Annotated in this window: 14 protein-coding genes and 7 tRNA genes; 7 read left to right on the top strand and 14 right to left on the bottom strand. The window is 45.0% G+C overall.

Features of this window, described 5'->3' with window-relative positions; translation table 11 throughout:
• The first annotated feature begins 322 nt into the window (after positions 1-322).
• The 5 genes from NIES2104_RS14140 (at position 323) to NIES2104_RS14120 (ending at position 6,698) form a co-directional block, all read left to right on the top strand.
• On the top strand, positions 323-1,042 hold the full coding sequence (locus NIES2104_RS14140) for a LexA family transcriptional regulator (protein WP_192843584.1): 720 nt from the start codon (positions 323-325) through the stop codon (positions 1,040-1,042).
• Positions 1,043-1,836: 794 nt separating this feature from the next.
• Positions 1,837-2,325, top strand: a complete 489-nt coding sequence (locus NIES2104_RS14135) for a hypothetical protein (protein WP_058998807.1) — start codon at positions 1,837-1,839, stop codon at positions 2,323-2,325.
• 108 nt (positions 2,326-2,433) lie between these two features.
• On the top strand, positions 2,434-3,141 hold the full coding sequence (locus tag NIES2104_RS14130; RefSeq protein ID WP_058998806.1) for an ATP-binding protein: 708 nt from the start codon (positions 2,434-2,436) through the stop codon (positions 3,139-3,141).
• Positions 3,142-3,144: 3 nt separating this feature from the next.
• Entirely contained in the window at positions 3,145-4,359 is a 1,215-nt protein-coding gene (locus NIES2104_RS14125; RefSeq protein WP_058998805.1) for a hypothetical protein, read from the top strand.
• A gap of 140 nt (positions 4,360-4,499) precedes the next feature.
• Positions 4,500-6,698: a Mu transposase C-terminal domain-containing protein gene (locus NIES2104_RS14120; RefSeq protein ID WP_058998804.1), complete on the top strand. Its 2,199-nt coding sequence runs from the start codon at positions 4,500-4,502 to the stop codon at positions 6,696-6,698.
• Between the two features lie 186 nt (positions 6,699-6,884).
• Here NIES2104_RS14120 and NIES2104_RS14115 read toward each other — a convergent pair whose 3' ends face one another.
• From NIES2104_RS14115 to NIES2104_RS14095, 6 genes are all read right to left on the bottom strand, one after another.
• Complete coding sequence (locus tag NIES2104_RS14115) at positions 6,885-7,163, bottom strand: hypothetical protein (protein ID WP_058998803.1); 279 nt, start codon at positions 7,161-7,163, stop codon at positions 6,885-6,887.
• A gap of 19 nt (positions 7,164-7,182) precedes the next feature.
• Positions 7,183-7,259 (bottom strand) — tRNA-Arg (locus NIES2104_RS14110).
• Positions 7,260-7,263: 4 nt separating this feature from the next.
• Positions 7,264-7,371 (bottom strand) — tRNA-Ser (locus tag NIES2104_RS31795).
• A gap of 3 nt (positions 7,372-7,374) precedes the next feature.
• Positions 7,375-7,460: transfer RNA gene (locus NIES2104_RS14105), tRNA-Tyr, on the bottom strand.
• 6 nt (positions 7,461-7,466) lie between these two features.
• Positions 7,467-7,541, bottom strand: a tRNA-Glu gene (locus tag NIES2104_RS14100).
• 14 nt (positions 7,542-7,555) lie between these two features.
• Positions 7,556-7,629: transfer RNA gene (locus NIES2104_RS14095), tRNA-Trp, on the bottom strand.
• Between NIES2104_RS14095 and NIES2104_RS31790 the strand changes: the two genes are divergently transcribed.
• Complete coding sequence (locus tag NIES2104_RS31790; RefSeq protein WP_156426953.1) at positions 7,606-7,755, top strand: hypothetical protein; 150 nt, start codon at positions 7,606-7,608, stop codon at positions 7,753-7,755. The two genes, NIES2104_RS14095 and NIES2104_RS31790, sit on opposite strands and share 24 nt — an antisense overlap.
• On the opposite strand, the gene NIES2104_RS14090 is transcribed toward NIES2104_RS31790, so the two are convergent.
• The 8 genes from NIES2104_RS14090 to NIES2104_RS14060 form a co-directional block, all read right to left on the bottom strand.
• Positions 7,723-7,797, bottom strand: a tRNA-Cys gene (locus NIES2104_RS14090). The genes NIES2104_RS31790 and NIES2104_RS14090 overlap by 33 nt on opposite strands.
• A gap of 3 nt (positions 7,798-7,800) precedes the next feature.
• A tRNA-Asp gene (locus NIES2104_RS14085) sits at positions 7,801-7,876 on the bottom strand.
• Positions 7,877-7,950: 74 nt separating this feature from the next.
• Positions 7,951-8,112 (bottom strand): hypothetical protein, encoded by a 162-nt coding sequence (locus NIES2104_RS31785; protein ID WP_156426952.1) that lies wholly within the window; start codon positions 8,110-8,112, stop codon positions 7,951-7,953.
• A 76-nt stretch (positions 8,113-8,188) separates the two neighbouring features.
• Positions 8,189-8,707 (bottom strand): HNH endonuclease, encoded by a 519-nt coding sequence (locus NIES2104_RS14080; RefSeq protein WP_058998802.1) that lies wholly within the window; start codon positions 8,705-8,707, stop codon positions 8,189-8,191.
• 284 nt (positions 8,708-8,991) lie between these two features.
• Positions 8,992-9,807: a prohibitin family protein gene (locus NIES2104_RS14075; protein WP_058998801.1), complete on the bottom strand. Its 816-nt coding sequence runs from the start codon at positions 9,805-9,807 to the stop codon at positions 8,992-8,994.
• Positions 9,808-10,111: 304 nt separating this feature from the next.
• Positions 10,112-11,122: a threo-3-hydroxy-L-aspartate ammonia-lyase gene (locus NIES2104_RS14070; RefSeq protein ID WP_058998800.1), complete on the bottom strand. Its 1,011-nt coding sequence runs from the start codon at positions 11,120-11,122 to the stop codon at positions 10,112-10,114.
• Complete coding sequence (locus tag NIES2104_RS14065) at positions 11,122-11,406, bottom strand: DUF4090 family protein (RefSeq protein WP_058998799.1); 285 nt, start codon at positions 11,404-11,406, stop codon at positions 11,122-11,124. Before NIES2104_RS14065 ends, NIES2104_RS14070 begins: the two co-directional genes overlap by 1 nt.
• A 32-nt stretch (positions 11,407-11,438) precedes the next feature.
• A complete protein-coding gene (locus NIES2104_RS14060; protein WP_263970957.1) occupies positions 11,439-12,194 on the bottom strand; it encodes a Uma2 family endonuclease in 756 nt (251 codons plus the stop codon).
• 349 nt (positions 12,195-12,543) lie between these two features.
• Here NIES2104_RS14060 and serA point away from each other — a divergent pair, with 349 nt between their 5' ends.
• Entirely contained in the window at positions 12,544-14,124 is a 1,581-nt protein-coding gene (gene serA, locus NIES2104_RS14055; RefSeq protein ID WP_058998798.1) for a phosphoglycerate dehydrogenase, read from the top strand.
• Positions 14,125-14,154 lie beyond the last annotated feature (30 nt).

Raw genomic sequence — 14,154 nt, 5'->3', positions numbered from 1 at the left:
ACTGCCCCAAGCTTTCAGCCCCTAGTGATAGATGCGTCTCAGGATGTCAATAAGCGAAATCAAGGAGCTTGATAAATAATTTAGCAAATATTCCAAGAGGCTAGAGCCTTTGCTATAAAAGGGTTATGACCCTGTCAGCCCTATCGACGTATCGCTGTACTGCTATAGTGATAATCTGACTAACACACAAAACAACACACAAAACTTTGGGATCGTGGGAAGTGAAAGTGGCATTTCGCTCCCAGCTTCTTGCGCTTAGGTTTAGACTACTGTATATAAACCAATCAGTTTAGACTACTGTATGTAAACCAATCAGTACGGCTTGCAGCTTTCCAATATTTCTGGTATTAGCTTTATGAGAGATCGTTCAGTACAACCCAGTGAAACTCCTTCAGTGAAAGACGAAGGCTTTATTTCACGGCTTAAGCTAGTCATTGAGGAATACGGAAGTATTAATTCTCTCGCCAAGGCAGCAAACCTCTCTGAAAGTTCAATCAGGAAATGGCGTGACGGTACCTCTGAACCATCTCGTGATCGCCTTGTTGCACTGGCTGAGGCTGCCCAAGTCAGTATAGATTGGCTGGCTGCCGGAAAGGGACCTATTCGGCAAGATTACCTTTTTGAGGGCAAAGATAACGGTTGGGGAGGCAATGCTGACTCATCACTTACTTTGGTGGAAAATCTCTTTGCTCAACCTCCGGAAGTAGCTAAGAGGCATATTCAACTTCTTCAGCGGTTAGGTGATTACTACGTCCGTATCGTAGACGGTCGAAATATGGAACCAAACTTATATCCAGGTGATTTGTGTATTTTTGATAGAAAACCAGTTGAACCAAATGACCTTGAGGAAGGAGTATACGCTATTGTCCTTAACGGTGTAGTTGTTATTCGACGACTTCAGCATATGCTAGATAATCAAATTTTAGCCGTCAGCGATAACTCCAACTACAACGCTTCAAACATAGTCGTAAACTTATCTAATCAACCACAAGGCTTTTCTATCCTAGGTAAAATGATTTACTTTTGTCGGGCTGCCTCCTAACCAGAATTAACTGAAATCAGCTACAGCATAAGACTAGTCATAGCACGGCTGGCTAGAGGGTAAATAATTGCTGCTTAACTAAGTGTGTTTTATCACCAATTATGCGGTGATTTTTCTTGTTCACGAGCAGTAACTTCATTAAGCTTTTCTAACATTAGTAAAGCTTGATGTGGCGGGGTGCGAGTTAACCTCTGTACAGTATCAATCCTTACTATTGTTAAAACAATAACTAAATTTGTTACGGTTGGTAAGAATGGGACGACAGGAAACAAACGCAGGTTACATAATCATGCCAAAGTGGGACTGAGCTGGATGTGCCTGCAATAGATTAAGTCTTCCAGGTTACTATTTCTCGCTAGAAGTTGAGATTTCGTCCTGTCACGTAAGTTCCAGGGCGAGCGTAACTACCCTTGCCGACAAAGAGGGGATCAGTTGAACTCATTAAGATTTGTCGAGCGCAATTGCGTTCCTACTGTACCTGTCAATTCCAATTAACTCCGGGTTAAAGCTCAAATCGGAAGGCGGCGTAAGAGTCCAAACTGCAAATCCTGACCTTTTTACACATCCCAAGCCTTCACTAGTTCTATTAGGTGAAATCTGGCGTAGTTGCAGTTGCCGCTCAGCTACCTGATTACGGCTAAAAACCAGCTAGAGAGGCACTTCTACTCGTGCATAATTGTAAAGATAATTAAAGACACTGCTCAACGTCGTTGACATATCGTCGTATATGACGGTACATTTTGCCATATACGACGATTATCAGCAGCATTTAGCGAAGTTAACATAAAGAGGGCATGACGCTGGACGGCACAACAGACGATGCTAGTACATGGGATATACCTTTTAACTATGTTGCTCTAATTTCTGCAATATTTCACTTTTTTCAGAGCGATGCAAACTTTAAATGCCATGAAGATGATCTTTTCTGTGAATTCACCTGCTGCAGCTTTCCCAACGATGTGCCTACGTGGGTGTATATCGAAAACAACTACTGGAGCCTTGACTGGGAGAACCTGAATTCTCACGATTTATTGGATCAGTCCGCGATCGAGGTTTCCCACTACTATTGCATCCTTTACTGGAATCACCCAGGACTTCAAGCTATCCGAAACCACCATAAACCTGACAGCTCCGACGATTACGATTTTTTATTCGATCTCCTTTGGGCATTGGGCTTTAGCGGTGTCGGAGAAATTGAGTGGTACGCAATCTCTGATTTTTACACATTCATTGAAAGTGAAATCAGCAAGTCTGTTATCAATTCTCCTGATCAAATTGCTTAAATAACTGGTTCATAAGACGCTTTAAACAAATTTGAGAATCCTTTTCCTCTAACTAAAATTCTTCAAGCGTAATAGCTAACTCAAAAGTGTAGACAAACTGGTTTACCCATGCTGGACAAAAAAGCAGAAACAAAAAACTCAAGACGGCTTCGTATCTTATACGAAATTATGGTGAGTCAAAGCCCTTTGATTCGTGAAATGCTAGCTCTGGTTACAGGCAACTTTGGAACGGGAAAATCAACAGCAGTCGAAGAGCTATACCCCAAGGTTGGTGGACTATATGTACTGGTAGTAGAGAATATGAGGGTGAAAGCATTCCTGGACAAAATTTGCACTGAATTGGCAATTACTCCCTCACACTCAGCCTTCGTCACCCAATGCTTAGTGATCGATAAGTTGGAAGAAACGCAACAGGTACTCTTTATCGACAATGGAGAGGCACTAAACAAAAACCTTCTCAATACAATTCAAGCAATCCATGATCTAGCGAAAAGACCAATCTTCCTAATCGGCTCTAATGCTTTAGAGACAATGCTCAATAAGGAAAAGAATGCAGCTATCCGAAGCAGAATCGGAGCTAGAAAACATATTAAATTTGAATCGTGTGACTTTGACGATTTGATAGAAGTTGCCAAACTTTGTTGTGAGATCAGAGTTGAAGACGATTTGCTGAAGGACATTCTAAAGCGAACCGGAGGCAATATGAGGAAAATAATTGGAGAGTTGAGCTACGTTGAAACCTGCGCTGCATTGCTTCAGGTGATTTCAATCAACCTGAAGCAATATGAGAAAGCCAAAAAGGAAATGGGTGATTAGGATATGCAGGGTGAAGTGCATCGTGCCCGTATTTGGGCAGCCATCCGTGAAGCAAAGTCATTTACGAATGAGCAACTTCAGGACAGCTTACAGATTAGTTATAGAATTCTACAGCAATACGTTTACAAGTTGCAGCAACTTGGTTACCTAAAAATTGTCTATAAACATTCGGGTTGGCACGGTCATACAACATATAAATTAGTAAGAGACACAGGACCTATTGCACCCAGTGTCTATCAACAGAAAGACGGTCAACTTGTTGACGATCAGACCCGCAGTTCTAAACTGCGAGTTTGGGATGCTTTGAAGATTCTTCAGGGAGCCGCATTTACTCTAGACCGAGTTGTAGAATGTTCAGGGGTTAGTGCGGGAGTCGTTCAACAGTATATGCTTCTTCTAAGAAGAGGAAGTTACATTTGTAGAAAAGCTACTGGTAGAAATAGCAAGAGCTTATTTAAGCTAGACAAGTATACTGGACCAGTTCCTCCAATTCCCTGCGACGAAGGGCTTTACGATGCAAATCTTAGAACCTTTGTCAAGTGTTACAAGGGTTCTTTGCGTGGACAGTTAGATTCAGAGGTAGAGATACGTACCCTATCAGAACAAAATGGGCACTACCGTCAGCATGAAATAAACGCTGATCTTGCTGATGAGATCAAGGCAGTTCATGACCATTCAACGACTAATGGATCAGTAAATGAAGTTGCTTCTATGAGTTCTCATATAGTAAGGCTTCATTCTAGCTCTTGTATGGATTGTGAAGGGGCAGCGAATGTTCAAGAGAGGAATTTACCGGTAGCTGATGAAGAATTACTAACTAGCTCAGAGGCGAATGACGAACACCAAGCTTACTTTGCTGACAACAATGCCCCCACATCTGTTTTAGTTCCAAAACAGCCAAGGCACCAATCATCTCTTGACTATCAAGTACTAGCGTTGAATGAGTCCTTGGCTGCATCCAAAAAGCTGGCTGGTCTCCTCAAGGTTCTTCACCGATCGCTTAGTCGTGTTGACGAGATACAAAAGGATTCCGACCAGCAGGAGTTCTCAACCAATTCATCTGATACTACAAGTGGTGCTTGCAGCAATATAGGTAAGAATTTACTTTTGTCGGGTGATATAGAGCTAGTTAAATACCTATATTGCTTGGCTACTGACCTCTCTGGAAAGCTTACTACCGCTGTCAATAAAACAACCAAAGCTAAAGACGAGAACTAGTTCCAGTATTAGCTGGGGAAAAACGTTTTCTTCTACTGTTTCAGGATCAAGAATGCAGTTACAGGGTCATGAGTATGAAAGTCTGAAAATAGATGTTCAAGTGAGATTACGGCAAACAGAATTAAGTGTCGAGAAAACAGATGTCTGAGTACTCTACTACAGAATTAGTAAAGATAATTGGTTCATCCCGCCAAGCAATTCAAAAACAGCTAAAGAATCTGCCACATCAAAAGCTGCCGGGGAGGGGCGGAGAGTTTGTTTATCTGTTTGGCAATCTACCGGCTATTATTCAGGAAAAGATTGTGAATTATGAGCAGAAAAATAACCAGTATGTTGGCTCAGTAAATGACACTGCTATTCACAATAATGCTGACAAGAATCAGAACAAAACCGGAAACGTTGCTAAAAATGCAAGTTCTAATTCTCAAGCTCATGTCAATGTTTTTGGTGACCCAAAAGCAGAGGAGCGAGCGGAGCAACGAGTAAGAGCTTGGCTAAAAATCTTCAATCTTCAAGAGGAATATTGTTACGAACACAAGATTAGCAAGATTGTTGACCAAGACCTTAGATTCTCGGAAGCTTATAACAATGGTAAGGTTGAGATTCCTGAATGGGTGCGCTTAAGTATTCCTTCACTAAGCCGCTCTAATCTAGCAAAAATTCGGTCTGACTATAAAAAGAAGAAAAAGAACGCACTTCGCGGAAATTATGGCAATAGAAAAGGTGCTACCAAACTAACTGTAGAAATGCAGGAATTGATAATTCGTTTAATCCTGTACCGTACTCCACAGATACGTGAGCAACTAGAACATAAGTTACAGACTGATATCATACCCTCCTTAAGAACAATTGATCGGTTTAAGAAGAAGTGGATTAGAGACAACCCACAAGAGTATGCCCTTCTTCAGGGTGAAACTGTTTTTAATTCCAACTATCTTTCAGCCTTTGGAGATGCCTCTGCTCACGCAGACTATCGCGGCAAAGCATGGGAAATGGATGCGACGAAGGGCGACGTTGTTGTCTTCGAAGTTGAGTTATCTGATGGAAAAAGATACTGCTTGCTCACGATCATTGACGTAAATACAAGGCTTTTTCACGTCTTTGTTGCCGAGACTGCTAGTGCTCAATCTTACGTAATCGGACTTAGGCGCATGATTATTGAATTAGGCATACCATGCGAACTCTGGGTGGATCAGGGTTTAGCGGAAAAATCGCATCACATACAGCTACTCTGCAAAGCACTTGATATTGAGTTCCATCCATGTCCAGGTAAGAGTCCTTGGACGAAACCTCACGTCGAACGCCTGCATCGAACAATTTCTGTGCAGCTACTAGAGTTAATGGATAGCTTCTGTGGACACAATGTAGCTGAACGACAACAAATTCGTTCTAGAGAAGGCAGTACAATTAAAATTCCCCTTTCGCCTGAGCAGTTACAGAAGGAACTAGATGCCTTTTCTTACAAGAAAGCAAGGGAACCGCACGGAGAAGGAACAAAAGGATTAGGTGGTCGATCACCTCTAGAAGTTTGGCAAGACCCCCTTCAACCGGCTATTAGAGCCGTTGAAGACGAGCGCCTCCTGGATTTTGCATTAGCACCTGTTCCAGCTACAAGTGGCAGGGGTCCGGGTGTTCGGTGTATCGGAAAACAAGGAATTTGGGTAGATAGTCGCGATTATGCAAGTGAGACTGGTGCATGTGGAGAACTGATCGGTACTTGGGTATATTGCAAGTACGATCCTTACGATGACGCTGGCAAGATTTGGGTATTTGACAACGAATCACGAGAATTTTTATTTGTCGCCTACAATCCAGAATTAAGCGGTAAAAGCCGTCAAGAAATGGCTGTAAAGAGACGGATAAAGCAATCGGAATATAGAAAGACCATCAAGCAAACAAAACGGTATTTAGAGGCAAAGCATGGCAAACCAGTTCTTCCTAGCAGTTACGTACCCCAATCTGATAACCCTCTTGGTGTGCCGCCTACTCTGGAAGAAACGATTCAGACTGAAGATCTTGAAGGGTTTAAAGCTGCTTTGGAGATATTGAAGCCTGAGCCTTCAGATCCAAAACCACTGACGCCGCGTGAACTAGAAATAGAGAGTCGGTCAAAGATTGACCCGAAAAAAGAGCTACCAGCACTCAGACGCGACGATAACTATTTCATTAAACTGTGCAATCAGGTAATGGCGGGAGAAGCGATTTCTTCAGAGGATGCGGATTGGATGCGACGGTTGACGGGTATTAACAAGGGGCGTGGTCTTTTAGCCTCTCTCACGCTAGAACCGGAGGATTTGCTTGCGAAGCTAGACCAGAATGCAATAATTTCTGCTACCTAATCTTAGTTCACAGCCTTCAACGAGTTGCTTTTTCTTATCGAGCAATTGAAGTGCGCCGATAATTCTCAGTCACTCTTGCTCAATTGAAGTTGCACGGTTGGTTGCAAGTAAGTTGCACGGTTGATTGCATTACTGGAGCTTGCTCTAAAGCAGCAAAGCCTGATTGTCGCTCTGAATTAGCATAATTTAAAGTAGCCCTGCCAGTTCACAGAGAGAAGTTAGGCGAGATCCAAATGCATTTGGATGTTGTTCTACAACCAAGTGTCTAAGTTTCTTCACGCTGCTACCAAGTTGCAGCATTCGATCTAAATTCATGTGATTCGCTGCAATTTCAATCAATAGCCTCAAATTTCTACAGGATAATAGGTTCAAGCTTTTGGTGCAAAGTTGCAGCGATCCCAAATCATCTGCATCTCTACAACGGGTTTCAACCGCAGGCGTTTTCAAGACGCTTTCCTCGTCCATGCCGGACAACCTCCATGTTTGGCGAGAACGGAAGGATTTGAACCTTCACTTTTCGGTTTCGTAGACCGATGTATTATCCAGTTACACTACGTTCTCAAGGCGGAGAGAGTGGGAATCGAACCCACAGAGGGGATTAATCCTCGCTAGCTTCGCTGCACCGAAGGTGTTCGTTTAGCAAACGATTTGCCCTACCTATAGCAACCTCTCCATTTGGTGGGTTGGGTTGGATTTGAACCAACGACGCAGTAGCAACCGTTTTACAGACGGCTTCCTTAAGCCAGACTTGGATACCGACCCATGAGGCAGTGCTGACGGGAGTTGAACCCGCAAACGCAGAATTGAAAGTTCTGTGGCTTTACCAAATTTGCCTACAGCACCACGAAAATTTGATTTGGCGCAGGGACTGAGATTTGAACTCAGATCGTCGATTTTGGAGATCGAAATGCTACCGTTACACCATCCCTACTTGGTTGCAGTGCGGGGAGTTGAACCCCGAATCGTCTTGGATATGAATCAAGATCCTGACCGTCAGGACACTGCACAGTTTGAAATTAAAGATTGGAGTCCGGGAGGGGAATCGAACCCCCGTTGAGCAGATTTGCAGTTTGCCGCCTTCCCACTTGGCTACCCGGACAGGCGAGGATGACGAGATTTGAACTCGCGGCTTCTTGTTCGACAGACAAGCGCTCTAGACCAGACTGAGCTACATCCTCAAGGGTGAGGCAAGGTGGTAAAGCTTGCCTCGATCGTGAACTATTCAGTTTTCATGGTTCAGTGTGAATGTTGGTTAGAGCAAGGTTCGGAACTTCAAAAAGCTTTCACTTTGCACTTTTGAAATCGCTTCCGCTTGTTTGCGTCGATCGCGAATTTCAGCACTGGTTTGCTCTCTTCGACGATCCCAGCTAAAGTTCCAGGAATCTGATTTCGGATGTCTCAGAAACAGAATCATTTCGTCGCCTCCGGTTTGTCTTCTTTCGTACTACATTAATACTACAAAATGTATTACAAAATTGTCAAGGGGTGTACTACAACTTTTTTTCGGAGGCTTGCCAGAACTGTTCAGCAAAGGCGATCGCAGGGTGAATCGGCGGTTTTGGCTTAGCTTTGAGCTTCATCCCAAGTTCAGAAAGAAAGCGATCGCTCTTTTTAGAATTACAAGTCGCGCAAGCCGTTACGACGTTATCCCAAGTGTGAGTTCCACCTTTGGAACGGGGAATCACGTGATCGATCGTTAAATGCTTAGTGCTGCCGCAGTACTGGCAGGTGTGATTGTCACGGCGGAGGATTTCTCGGCGGCTGACAGCGGGCGTTTTCCAGTGGCGTTCTGGGTTGGCTCCGGTTAAACGGATGTGTTCCGACACTTGTAGTACGACGTTGGGCGATCGCACTTCCCACTGACGTGCATCATCAAAGTCGATCGCTTCGGCTTGTCCGGTGAGGATTAACACAATGGCGCGTTTGATGTTGATGCGACCGATCGGGAGATAGTTTCTGGAAAAAACGACGATCGATGCCTGTAATATGTGTGGTTCAGTTGCCTGCATGACGATTTCCTCCTAAAAAAGAACCCCGCTTCTGGTGTGTTAGAAGCGGGGAAATCGTGAAAATGTTGCTAAAGACTGGGATTTACCTGTCTCGCCCGCTTATTCGATGATTTTTCAGCCAGTTTTCTGACGCACACGCGCCTTTCCCCGAAACGATCGGGTTGGAATCGGTGCGGTGATAGAAAGAAAAGAGACTGTAAATCATAGCGGTGTATTATATGTAGTACACTCTGGTCTTATACTACATATATATTACAAATCTGTCCAGATATTTCCGAAATTTTCTAAGGTTGCAACATTACAGGAGCATTTTGATTGCCATTCATCACAATCACTTTGGAGTTCTGAGATTTTGCTAATTCTTGCATCGCTTCAATCTGCTTAAATCGCAGCGTTTGGTCAGTCAATCCTTGCGCCAAAATCTTTTGTGCATCTGAATTTCCTTGAGCTTCGATTCGTTTGCGTTCTGCTTCTTGCCGCTCTTTGTCGAGAACAAACTTCATGCGCTGACTGTCTTGCTCTGCTTTGAGCCGTTCTTGTACCGATTGTGAGATGCTGTCTGGGAGTTTGACACTGCGTAACGGAGCTTCTTCGATGATGATGCCGCGATCGCTTAATGTTTTGTTCAAATTGTCCCGAAGCTGTTGAGCAAGCTTTTCGCGATCGCTGGTGTAAATCGTGTTGAATTGATAAGTTGCAGTTGCCGCCCGAATCACTGATCGAATCTGCGGCACTAAAATCACGTCTTCATAGTTCGTGCCAATCGTTTGATAAAGCTGTTTTGCTTTACTCGGATCAATGCGATAAAGAACGCTTACATCAACGGTGAGCATCAAACCATCTTTGGTTGGGGTTTCCAGTGTCTCTTTGACTTCACGAATCTGAGTGGAAAACGTGGTCAATCGAGCCATTGGATTTTTTAGGTGAATTCCGGGGGTGAGGGGTTGATCAGAAACTTGACCATAGAGATCAACAATGCCAATTTCTCCAGTTTGGATCACAGTGACCGAGCGAAATAAGGTCACGAGTCCACCGAATCCGAGTAGGGCAACTGCAACGACTGTCGGAATCATCGATCGACGATTCAGGGATGCTTGCATAAAGATTTGTCCTGTTTGAGTTGGATAGAATTAGCGTACCCAGCGATAGTTCCACTCCTCTTGCTGGAAGCTACAACGGAGGTCTAATCTGTTCCGAAAATTCTTGGGATGTGTTTTAAAACCCTCTCGCTGCAGTGTTCGCCCGCCCCGGAATGGAATTCGGGGCTAGTAGAACGAAGTCCACTGAAGGGGACTAAAAGCTAAAACCAGCATCTTCAGTCCGTTGAAACGGACCTCGCACCCTTAGCCCCGGAATGGAATTCGGGGCGGACATGACCGAAGCGAAGAGTTGTTAAAACACGTCCTAACTCAGTTCTGGAGCAAGCGGACGACGCTGTGAAGCCTTCTCTCGTGTGTTCGCTTTCGTAAATAGCTTTCCAACTTCTTTAAGATCCACATTCCCGCCGCTGATAATCACACCCACTTTGGCATCGGGAAAAGAAACAATGCCTTCGAGTAATGCAGTCGCCGCAAGAACTCCAGTCGGTTCGATAACAATCTTAAGCCGCTCCCATACAAAGAACAACGTTCGTAAGAGTGCTACTTCGGAAACAGTCACCATTTCATCAACATATTGCAGAATTAGCGGAAAAGTTAGTTCTCCGAGTGAAGCTGTTCTCGCGCCATCTGCGATCGTATTCGGATTGTCAATTCTTTGCAGTGTTTTACTGTAGAACGATCGCGTCGCATCATCCGCCCGCTTGGGTTCGACTCCAATAATCTGACAGTTCGGAGCTAAAGTATCGGTTGCGATCGCACATCCCGATAACAATCCCCCACCTCCGCAGCACACGAGTAAAACATCTAATTCGCCCACCTCTTCGATGAGTTCTTTTGCTGCGGTTCCCTGACCAGCAATCACGGGAGCAAAATCGAATGGGGGAATGAGTGTTAAACCTCGATCATCTGCAATCGATCGCGCTACCTCTTCCCGTTTCTCAAAGGCGCGATTGTAAAAGATAACTTCTGCTTCATAGCTCTCTGTCGCAGCTTTTTTCACCGCAGGCGCATCGTTCGGCATCACGATCGTCACTGGCACATCCAGAATTTGACCTGCTAACGCTAACGCCTGACCATGATTTCCAGATGAATAAGCAATCACACCACGTTTTCGCTGTTCATCAGTCAGTTGCGCCATCGCATTGTAAGCCCCTCGGAACTTAAACGACCCCGATCGCTGAAAGTTCTCGCACTTGAAAAACACTTGAGCGCCTGTCTTTTGATTCACTGTATTCGACGTGATCACAGGTGTTCGGTGTGCGACTCCTGAGAGACGATCGGCAGCCGCTAAGATATCCGAGTAGGTGACAGACATTATTTGTTGTAGAAGAAGGCGATTTCTTTCTCTTTGAGCGGTGCGAATCCTGCTGCTTCGAGCAATTGATTCAGGTCAGCTTGAGGAATGTGTTTTGCACCGATGCGGACAATTCGCGATCGCATTGTATTCGAGACTCCACTGCGCTGCCGTCCCGCTTCCAATGCCATGACTTTGTGGTACAAATCTAATTTCTCAGTTGGGATCGGAGAACCATCGAAATCGATGCCTCTGGAGATCGCTTCATCGATCGCATCTGCACCCGTCGTATTTTCGGTACTCATTGATATCACCATCTTTCGTCTTAGGCATCTTATCAGGTCAACTGATCCGGATCGATCCCTTGCGATCGTAAATAGTTTTCCAACCGCTCTCTCGCTTGTCGTTCCTGTTCTACTTGCTGCCTTGCTTGTTCTGCTTCTTGGCGTTCTGCTTCTTCAGGTAAGGGAATGAGATCTCCCTCTGCCGTGAACCAGCGTAGTTTACGATCGTGAATCCCAAGTTCAAGTTCTAATTGTTCGCTCTTGAGTCTGCCGCTTTCGGTCGGCTCGATTTCGATATACGTCCCGCCAATTAATCGGAATCCAGCGAATTCCATCGTTTCGGGATGGAACCAGTAATATTCTGGAACGCGCCACACATCTTGATACAGATCTTTTTTCTTACCGCGATCGACCGTTGCCGTAGAACTTGAAAGTAATTCAATCACAACGTTTGGATATTTGCCGCCTTCTTCCCAAATTGCCCAACTGCGTCGATCGCGCTTTTCGGCTCCTAACACTACGAAAACATCTGGACCGCGAAAATCCCGCTTTCTTAGCTGCTGTTCGTTGTAATAGACGGTCAAATTGCCGGAAATGTAGAAATCATTGCGATCGTTCCACCAATATTTAAGCAATCGAATTAACAGATTAATTTGATCTCGGTGAAAATCAGATTCCAGAGGAGGTTCGTCGCTGTAGAGGTTAGGCGGCGGAAATTTAACGGCTTCAAGGTCTTCTGAAATTTCCGCTTGGGGTAAAGTCGCATCTAAACGAACCATAATCGAAGGCTCTAGTAACGCTGTTTTCATCTTAAAGGGTGTTTGAAACGTATAGAAAGTCTTTTCGCTTCGATTGCTTCCCGCCCTGAAATGAATTTCGGGCTAATCGTGGAAAGTCTACTGAAGTAGACTGGGAGGCAGTTTCAGGTTCTTAGTCCATTTCAATGGACTTGCGTCAATTAGCCCGAAATTCATTTCAGGGCGGGAATTGCAACGAACGACAACTTTTCAACCATCCTCTTAAAGGCAGCGTCAAGACTCAAATCGAAAACTTTTCAAAGAATGAAGGGGGGAGTTGCCGGGATCTACTAGAATGACTACTTGTGGAAAAATCCGATACAGAATTTTTCGCAAGATAGTCACTCTCTTCGCCGCCGTTATGCCCAAGGTTCTTGTTTCTGATCCGATCGACCAAGTTGGAATCGATATTTTGTCCCAAGTCGCACAAGTTGATGTCAAAACTGACCTCAGCCCCTCGCAGCTTGTTGAAGTGATTCCAGAATATGATGCGCTGATGATTCGCTCTGGAACACGGGTCACTGCTGAAGTGATCGAAGCTGGACGCAATTTGAAAATCATCGGACGGGCAGGCGTGGGAGTCGATAACGTCGATGTCCCTGCGGCGACCCGAAGAGGAATTATTGTCGTCAATTCGCCAGAAGGAAATACGATCGCTGCCGCAGAACATACTTTAGCAATGATGCTGTCTCTGTCGCGCTATATTCCCGAAGCGAATGAAAAGCTAAAACAAGGAAAATGGGATCGCAAAAGCTACACCGGAAACGAGGTCTATAACAAAACTCTAGGTGTCGTTGGTTTAGGAAAAATTGGAGCGCACGTTGCGACGGTCGCACGAGCAATGGGCATGAAACTGCTCGCGTATGATCCGTTTATCTCAGTTGAACGAGCGGAACAATTGGGCTGTAGTTTGGTGGAATTGGATGTCTTGTTTCAATCTGCGGATTACATTACGCTGCACATTCCCAAAACTCCAGAGACAGCGAATCTGATTAATGCAGCCGCGATCGCGAAAATGAAACCGAACGTTCGCATCATTAACTGTGCGCGGGGTGGAATCATTGATGAAACTGCGATCGCGGAAGCCCTCAAGGCTGGAAAAATTGCCGGAGCCGCACTCGATGTGTTCTCGGCTGAACCTCTTGGAGAATCACCGCTCAAAGCTTTGGGTAAGGAAATGGTTCTCACACCCCACTTAGGAGCTTCGACCGAAGAAGCTCAGGTGAACGTGGCGATCGATGTTGCAGAACAAATTCGTGATGTCTTGCTCGGTGAGCCTGCTCGATCGGCGGTAAACATTCCGGGCTTGCGTCCTGAAGTGATGGAGCAACTGAAACCTTACTTACTGTTAGCAGAAACGCTCGGAAAGATGGTCGGACAGTTAGCAGGCGGACGAATCGAATCGCTGAACATCGGGCTGCGCGGGGATTTGGCAACGAATCAAAGTCAACCGATCGTTATTGCTGCCTTAAAAGGATTGTTATCGCCTGCACTTCAAGAGCGCGTAAATTTTGTGAACGCCAGCATTGAAGCAAAAGAGCGTGGAATCAGAGTAATTGAAACTCGCGATGCTTCAATTAAAGACTATGCAGGCTCATTGCATCTATCAGCTAAGGGAACACTCGGAGAACATTCGGTGACAGGTGCATTGCTCGGAGATGATGAAATTCGTATCACCAGCATCAATGAGTTTCCAGTGAACGTTCCCCCGAATCGCTATATGTTGTTTACATTGCACCGAGACACACCGGGAATCATTGGGCGAATTGGTTCATTGTTGGGTGAATCGAATGTGAACATTGCCAGTATGCAGGTCGGGCGGAAGATTGTTCGGGGCGATGCGGTGATGGTTCTGAGCATTGATGATCCGCTGCCAGAGAACATTCTGAATCAAATTAAGGATGTCTCTGGAATTCGAGACGCTTACACCGTTACTTTGTAGATTCGCTGAGGGTGGAGGTTAGAGCGTGCT

Origin of the sequence: Leptolyngbya sp. NIES-2104 (genome assembly GCF_001485215.1) — a bacterium.
Lineage (GTDB): Bacteria > Cyanobacteriota > Cyanobacteriia > Leptolyngbyales > Leptolyngbyaceae > Leptolyngbya.
The sequence above is the reverse complement of the archived record's forward strand: the minus strand, read 5'-3'. Positions and strand labels throughout refer to the sequence as shown.

What these genes read in the sequence shown, in the direction of transcription:
- NIES2104_RS14135 (WP_058998807.1), top strand. Translation starts at nt 1,837, where the DNA reads ATGACGCTGGACGGCACAACAGACGATGCTAGTACATGGGATATACCT.
- NIES2104_RS14130 (WP_058998806.1), top strand. Translation starts at nt 2,434, where the DNA reads ATGCTGGACAAAAAAGCAGAAACAAAAAACTCAAGACGGCTTCGTATC.
- NIES2104_RS14125 (WP_058998805.1), top strand. Translation starts at nt 3,145, where the DNA reads ATGCAGGGTGAAGTGCATCGTGCCCGTATTTGGGCAGCCATCCGTGAA.
- NIES2104_RS14120 (WP_058998804.1), top strand. Translation starts at nt 4,500, where the DNA reads ATGTCTGAGTACTCTACTACAGAATTAGTAAAGATAATTGGTTCATCC.
- NIES2104_RS14115 (WP_058998803.1), bottom strand. Translation starts at nt 7,163, where the DNA reads ATGGACGAGGAAAGCGTCTTGAAAACGCCTGCGGTTGAAACCCGTTGT.
- NIES2104_RS31790 (WP_156426953.1), top strand. Translation starts at nt 7,606, where the DNA reads ATGCTACCGTTACACCATCCCTACTTGGTTGCAGTGCGGGGAGTTGAA.
- NIES2104_RS31785 (WP_156426952.1), bottom strand. Translation starts at nt 8,112, where the DNA reads ATGATTCTGTTTCTGAGACATCCGAAATCAGATTCCTGGAACTTTAGC.
- NIES2104_RS14080 (WP_058998802.1), bottom strand. Translation starts at nt 8,707, where the DNA reads ATGCAGGCAACTGAACCACACATATTACAGGCATCGATCGTCGTTTTT.
- NIES2104_RS14075 (WP_058998801.1), bottom strand. Translation starts at nt 9,807, where the DNA reads ATGCAAGCATCCCTGAATCGTCGATCGATGATTCCGACAGTCGTTGCA.
- NIES2104_RS14070 (WP_058998800.1), bottom strand. Translation starts at nt 11,122, where the DNA reads ATGTCTGTCACCTACTCGGATATCTTAGCGGCTGCCGATCGTCTCTCA.
- NIES2104_RS14065 (WP_058998799.1), bottom strand. Translation starts at nt 11,406, where the DNA reads ATGAGTACCGAAAATACGACGGGTGCAGATGCGATCGATGAAGCGATC.
- NIES2104_RS14060 (WP_263970957.1), bottom strand. Translation starts at nt 12,194, where the DNA reads ATGAAAACAGCGTTACTAGAGCCTTCGATTATGGTTCGTTTAGATGCG.
- serA (WP_058998798.1), top strand. Translation starts at nt 12,544, where the DNA reads ATGCCCAAGGTTCTTGTTTCTGATCCGATCGACCAAGTTGGAATCGAT.